This is a genomic window from Pseudomonas sp. (assembly GCF_036404235.1).
GTDB lineage: Bacteria > Pseudomonadota > Gammaproteobacteria > Pseudomonadales > Pseudomonadaceae > Aquipseudomonas.
In genome coordinates this window covers 1-4,584 of record NZ_DASWOT010000085.1, presented here as the reverse complement: position 1 = coordinate 4,584, position 4,584 = coordinate 1, and the positions used below count along the sequence as shown (strand labels likewise).

Annotated in this window: 7 protein-coding genes; 3 read left to right on the top strand and 4 right to left on the bottom strand. The window is 57.4% G+C overall.

Going from position 1 to position 4,584, the window contains the following annotated elements; all coding sequences use genetic code 11:
• Positions 1-280: LysR family transcriptional regulator (locus VGC62_RS10240; RefSeq protein ID WP_331186964.1), on the bottom strand; the 280-nt coding region annotated here is incomplete at its 3' end.
• Positions 281-511: 231 nt separating this feature from the next.
• On the opposite strand from VGC62_RS10240, the gene VGC62_RS10235 reads away from it, so the two are divergent.
• Entirely contained in the window at positions 512-745 is a 234-nt protein-coding gene (locus tag VGC62_RS10235) for a hypothetical protein (RefSeq protein WP_331186963.1), read from the top strand.
• Here VGC62_RS10235 and VGC62_RS10230 read toward each other — a convergent pair.
• The gene (locus tag VGC62_RS10230) at positions 742-1,773 is read right to left on the bottom strand and encodes an Ldh family oxidoreductase (RefSeq protein WP_331186962.1); all 1,032 of its coding nucleotides are present in this window, start codon (positions 1,771-1,773) and stop codon (positions 742-744) included. The genes VGC62_RS10235 and VGC62_RS10230 overlap by 4 nt on opposite strands.
• A gap of 146 nt (positions 1,774-1,919) precedes the next feature.
• Between VGC62_RS10230 and VGC62_RS10225 the strand changes: the two genes are divergently transcribed.
• Positions 1,920-3,161 carry an FAD-binding oxidoreductase gene (locus VGC62_RS10225; RefSeq protein WP_331186961.1) on the top strand — a complete coding sequence of 414 codons (1,242 nt, stop codon included), beginning with the start codon at positions 1,920-1,922 and terminating at the stop codon, positions 3,159-3,161.
• Between the two features lie 127 nt (positions 3,162-3,288).
• Here VGC62_RS10225 and VGC62_RS10220 read toward each other — a convergent pair whose 3' ends face one another.
• Both VGC62_RS10220 and VGC62_RS10215 read right to left on the bottom strand, forming a co-directional pair.
• On the bottom strand, positions 3,289-3,555 hold the full coding sequence (locus tag VGC62_RS10220; RefSeq protein WP_331186960.1) for a PepSY domain-containing protein: 267 nt from the start codon (positions 3,553-3,555) through the stop codon (positions 3,289-3,291).
• A gap of 225 nt (positions 3,556-3,780) precedes the next feature.
• A complete protein-coding gene (locus tag VGC62_RS10215) occupies positions 3,781-3,969 on the bottom strand; it encodes a hypothetical protein (protein WP_331186959.1) in 189 nt (62 codons plus the stop codon).
• A gap of 207 nt (positions 3,970-4,176) precedes the next feature.
• Between VGC62_RS10215 and VGC62_RS10210 the strand changes: the two genes are divergently transcribed.
• The coding region (locus VGC62_RS10210) for a cation:proton antiporter (protein WP_331186958.1) at positions 4,177-4,584 on the top strand (408 nt) is incomplete at its 3' end.

The following is a 4,584-nucleotide window of genomic DNA, read 5'->3' as shown; positions in this document are numbered from 1 at the left end:
CGCGCAACATACCTTTGGGCGCGACGCTACGAAACGCATGCTCGGCGTCTTCGAGTTCGGCCAGCAAATGAATGCATCTGGTGTAATAAGCCTCGCCATCCAGCGTAGGCTTGACTCGGCGGGTGCTGCGCTCCAGCAAGCGTGTACCCAGCCACGCCTCCAACTGATTCAAACTGTGGGTGAGGGTCGCCCGAGGCATGCTCAAATCTTCAGCGGCAGCAGTGAAACTGCTGCGCTCATAGATGCGCACGAAGATTTTCATTGCTTTTACCTGGTCCATCGCTCACCGCAATTGTTGATTTTTTTAAACGCAATGGAGGAATACTGGATATTAAACGCTGTCGATAAACAGTTAAAAGAGCAGGGCCGGATATCGATGACATCCGGCAGCATCAGGCAATAACCTGGCAGTAATCAGATAACGCCATCACTGCGCCTCGCCGTAGCCTGCAAGCGTCGATTGAGTATTCTCTTTCTCTTGCAAGTCAGGTCTCACCCAAGAGCTACGGCCATGAAAACCACGATTGCGTTCATCGTTACCTTGATGCTCGCCGCTATCAGCGCCAGCGCACTGGCAATGCCCTGCAGCCAGAACTCACGCACCACCGAAGAAGCTCGGGACTCTCAACATCAAATCCGACTGCATGTCGCTCAGCAAAGTCTTTCGACGGCCCCAAGCGCGACACTTCACTCAAGCCCGGCACCGTTCAAAGCACATGGACAAATCATCCGTCTCCCGGTCTAAACGCTCGCCAGTTGCTTGAGACGGTCAAGCTCATCCTGAGGCAGTACGATGCCGTCGGCGAGGGACTTGGCGCGTTGCGCATAACGCCGATCACCGGGCATGCGTTCCTGACCCACGCCGTGCATCTGCCTTACTAATTCTTCACTGCGCACGGCAAAGTCCTGACCTCGTCCCTTGTCCGGGTCAATGACGATGATCAGTTGACCAGTCCATGGGGTCTGGGCACCAGGGTGCTTCGACCAATCGAACTCAAACGAGAAATTACCGCCCGTCAAGGCTGCCGCTAGAAGTTCGACCATCATTGACAGCGCCGATCCCTTATAACCACCGAACGGCAATAGCGCACCGCCGTCGAGGATGGCTCTTGGATCGCAGGTGGGCTGGCCGGCGCGGTCAACGCCCATTCCTGCTGGCAACATGCGTCCTTCCCTTGCAGCGATTTGTACGTCGCCATGGGCGATAGCGCTGGTCGCCATGTCAAACACGATCGGTTTGCCACCAGCACGGGGCGCAGCAAAGGCGATCGGATTGGTGCCAAACAAGGGTTTGTGTGCATCGTGCGGCACCACACAGGTCATGCTATTGACGACGCTCAATGCCACCAATCCTTGCTCCGCGAACGGCTCTACATCGGGCCACAATGCCGCGAAATGGTGCGAGTTGCGAATCGCCAGGATCGCGACCCCTGCACTTTTTGCTTTCTCGATCAACAGTGGTTTTGCCGCTTCCAATGCCGGCTGCGCGAACCCGCCACCGGCATCGACCCGCACGAATGCGGCGCCCACATCTTCGACCTTCGGTATTGCCTGACCATCGACCCAACCTGCAGCCAGTGACGACAGATAACCCTTGATGCGGAAAACTCCGTGACTGTGGGAACCGTCGCGTTGCGCACTTGCGCAGTTTTTCGCGAGCACCTCGGCAACCCCCAGCGAGGTGCCATGACGCACAAAGATCTGCCGCAAAAGCGTCGTCAGATCTGAAAAGGAAATCGTCTGCAGCTCTACATTATCGAGGGGTGAAGACATCTGAAGCTCCGGTGTGGTTATGGAATGTGCAAGCCAGACAGAATCAGCGAGGCGTGACGAAAGCAGCCCACCGAGAGTACTGCGCGGCGACAAACAGGTAAACTGCGGCGCCTGCGTATCCCTCATCACCCGATCAAGGATTGACGATGCATTGCCAGACCCTTGTCCTCGGCGCCGGAATCGTTGGCGTCTGTTCTGCGTTACACCTGCAAGCCATAGGCCACAGCGTGATACTGCTTGACCGCGACGAGCCGGGGCGCGGCACCAGTCACGGCAATGCGGGACTGATCGAGCGCTCCAGCGTCATTCCCTACGCCTTTCCACGAGAGTTTTCGCAATTGCTGCGCTATGGCCTCAATCGCCAATCGTCAATGCATTACAGCCTGAGCTATTTGCCCAAAGTTGCGCCGTGGCTGTTTCGTTACTGGCAGCAGTCATCTCCCGACAAGCTTGCGAGCGCCAGCCGCGCGATGCTGCCACTGGTGGAACGCAGCGTTATCGAGCACGACCTACTCGCCGATGCCGCCGACATGAAAGGGTTGTTCAGCGCCAAGGGCTGGATTGAGCTCTATCGCGACCAGGGCAAGTTTGCACTGGCGGTCGCCGATACCAAGTCATACGACCGCTTCGGCTTGCGCTACGAAGTGCTGAACGCGCAACAGTTGAGGGAGCGTGAGCCAGATCTGCACGGGGAGAACATTGGTGGCATTCACTGGCTCGATCCGAAGACCGTCGGCGACCCTGGCGCCTTGACTCGCGGGTATGCGGCATTGTTTGTCCGGCGCGGCGGCGTGCTGCTCAAGGGCGACGCACGCAGCTTGCGCCAGCACGCAGAGCAATGGCAGGTGGACAGCGATCAAGGCACGCTCAATGCCGATCAGGTCGTCATCGCGCTCGGACCGCAATCGGCGGATCTGTTCAAGCCGTTGGGCTACCAAATTCCACTGGGCATCAAGCGCGGCTACCACATGCACTATGCGTCACAACCGGGTGTGCAATTACAGCATTCGGTGATCGATGCCCAGGCCGGTTATGTACTTGCGCCGATGGTTCGGGGTATTCGTCTGACCACGGGCGTCGAATTTGCCGACAGCGATGCGTCGCCCAACGAGATCCAACTACGCCGCTGCGAGGCCATCGCCCGCACGCTGTATCCGTTGGGGGAACGATTGGATGCCGAACCTTGGCTCGGACGTCGGCCGTGCTTGCCGGACATGCGTCCGGTCATAGGCCCCGCGCCGAATCATAAAGGTCTGTGGTTCAATTTCGGGCACGCGCACCACGGTTTGACCCTGGGTCCGGTGTGTGGCCGGCTGCTGGCGGAAATGATGTCCGGCACTACCCCGTTCACCGATCCAACGCCTTACAGCGCAACACGCTTTCGCTGACGCTAAAAAACCCCTGTCCGGGATATCAGGAGCCTCGGGCCTGATCGAGCGCTGCGTCTCGGTGCTTAGCCAAAACGACAACAGCGCGAACCTGTCGCGCTGTTGAGAGGATTCAGCGGAGGCTGAATCAGTCTTTTTGATCACGTAGGACATTGCCTGAGGTGCCGTCAATGCGGAACTCGTATGTCAGGCTGTCAGCCTTGCGTCCTTCACCTTCCCAGTAGCCGTTGTTATCAGCCTCAATCTTGTAGATCTCGGTATAGCCTGTCGATTTGGCCTTTTCGATGGCTTTCTCGATGGTGATCCAGCCAGCCCCCGGTTTGTCGGCCAATGCCAATGGGGCAGTGGTCAGGGCGGCGGTGGTGAGGATGGCAGCGGTAAGTTTTTTGATCATGTTTGAACTCCATTTCCCTATTTGGGCTTTATGACTTGCGGGATTTTGGAGTTCAGCGCGACGACAATAGTTCACACCAGGACATGTAACGCCATGCGTCTGGCTCAGTCCGTCCTCTCTGACGCGGAAGATGCAAGAACTGCCGAAAGCGGGGAATGCGCGGTGCCAGGAGAACCTATCGCAGACTTCGCCAGCACGTCAGCTCAAGCACAAAAACACATCAGCTCAGTGCTTGACCTTACGCCGCATGATGCCGTTGACAACCACAACCATCACTGCCACGAAAATCGCGATGTACTGAAAGGTCTTCTCGGTGATCACGCCGCTGTTCTGCAAATGTGACAGCCCCAGCATGATCGCCAGCACCGCGAGGGCGATGATGATCGAATAAATCAAACGCTGCTTGTTGGTCATTACAGTTTTCCTGAAAGCTGGTAGAAATCATCCGCCCCAGGGCAAATGCGCGCTTATGCTACGCCGTTAACCGGGGTCTGGCACCGTCAAGCGTTCAGCAACGTGCGGATGCAGCCATTTGCCACGCTGAATCAGTCATGCTGCCGTGGTTTAATAGCGTTTGTTTCAGCTTTCACGCTGTCCGCTACCCATACTGAGGAGTTCCCAATGCCCCATGAAGGCAGCCTGCTACAGGCCGCAGTCGTGTTTCTGCTCGCCGCCGTGGTGGCCGTTCCATTGGCTAAACGGCTTCAATTGGGCGCCGTGATCGGTTATCTGATCGCTGGCGTGGCTATCGGCCCATCGGTACTCGGACTGATCGGCAACCCGCAAAGCGTCGCGCATATTTCCGAACTCGGGGTCGTTCTGCTGCTGTTTATCATTGGCCTGGAATTGTCGCCCAAACGGCTGTGGGTGATGCGTAAATCGGTATTCGGGGTCGGTCTTGCGCAAGTGCTTTTGACCGGTATCGTGATTGGCGCAGTGGCCTTGCTCGGCTTTGGTCAACCGCTTAATACCGCCGTGGTACTGGGCCTGGGCCTGGCGCTGTCGTCCACCGCGTTCGGCCTACAAAGC